This window comes from Rhodococcus sp. HM1 (assembly GCF_023218075.1).
Taxonomy (GTDB): Bacteria; Actinomycetota; Actinomycetes; order Mycobacteriales; family Mycobacteriaceae; genus Rhodococcus.
Genome location: NZ_JALPTB010000176.1, coordinates 1 through 1,239, shown reverse-complemented (window position 1 = coordinate 1,239; position 1,239 = coordinate 1). Strand labels below are relative to the sequence as shown.

Genomic DNA, 1,239 nt, shown 5'->3' with positions numbered 1-1,239 from the left:
CACCACAGAGCGGGGAATTCCGGGTAGCTGACACCGAACATGCTTTCAGAGCATGTTCGGACGCCTATCATTCGAGGTCAGGGGCAGGAAATGGCGGGTTCTGTACACACATTCTGGCCATTAACCCAGAACGGTGCCGCCGTCGACGTTGACGATCTGCCCGTTGATCCACGAGCCCTCGTCGGACATCAGATAGGCGACCATGCTCGACACGTCGCGGGCTTCGCCGGCCCGAGTGCTGCGGGACCGGCCGATGAGGGCTTTCAGAAGGTCGGGGTCGGCGCCCGTGCGGATCTCGTCGGTGAGGATCAGACCCGGGGCGACGGCGTTCGCCCGGATGCCCTCGCGACCCCAGCGCGAGGCGACGTGCCGTGTGAGGGCGTTGATCCCGGCCTTGGTCGCGGCGTATGCGGGCCGCTGCGGATCGCCGGTGAACGACGCGATCGACGACGTGTAGACGATCGCGCCGCCACCGGCCGCGAGCAGGTGGGGAACCGTGTGCCGGGTGACGAGCATGTGGCCGCGCAGGTTCACGGCGATCATGCGATCCCAGATGTCCAGGTCGATGTCGACGACGTCGGTGTCCTTCGACACCGAGCCCATGTCGCCCGCGTTGATGTGGACCGCGTCGAGCTTTCCGTAGGTGTCGATCGCGGCGTCGGCGAGCGCCCGCACCGACTCGTCGACAGAGATGTCGAACTGGACTGCGGTCGCGGCGCCGCCCGCCTCGCCGATGGCAGCGGCAGTCTTCTCGGCCCCGGCGCCGTCCAGGTCGCCCACGACGACCTTTGCGCCCTCCCGGGCCAGTCGGGCGGCGGAGTCGGCGCCCAGCCCGGTCGCGGCGCCTGCCACCAGGACGACCTTGTCTTTCAATCCCTCCATCGCACGCCTCTCGTCTGCGGGAAGATCGCTGAAAACAATGATTTCAGTGACGAGAATATCATTCTCCATTTCCCGACCGAGGTTCTGAAGTGGCGAGGAGTGCCCGCGGATCTCGTTGCGAGCCATCGGTGACCCGGTGTGCGAACCTCCCCGCGAAGACGGGTAGCATTCTGGGCGCGCAGCCGGAGACGGCCGTGATGGGGCGGTAGCTCAGTCGGTTAGAGCCGTGGACTCATAATCCATTGGTCGCGGGTTCGAGCCCCGCCCGCCCCACCAGAGTTAGTGCAGGTAGAGCCCACATTCCGAGCCTTGGGATGTGGGCTCGCCGCATTTCTGCCCACATTTTGCCCACGCTCG

1 protein-coding gene and 1 tRNA gene are annotated in these 1,239 nt (G+C 66.0%); one reads left to right on the top strand and one right to left on the bottom strand.

Going from position 1 to position 1,239, the window contains the following annotated elements; genetic code table 11:
- Positions 1-120 precede the first annotated feature (120 nt).
- The gene (locus M1M07_RS32265) at positions 121-882 is read right to left on the bottom strand and encodes an SDR family NAD(P)-dependent oxidoreductase (RefSeq protein WP_248676771.1); all 762 of its coding nucleotides are present in this window, start codon (positions 880-882) and stop codon (positions 121-123) included.
- A 199-nt stretch (positions 883-1,081) separates the two neighbouring features.
- Between M1M07_RS32265 and M1M07_RS32260 the strand changes: the two genes are divergently transcribed.
- Positions 1,082-1,158 (top strand) — tRNA-Ile (locus M1M07_RS32260).
- Positions 1,159-1,239 lie beyond the last annotated feature (81 nt).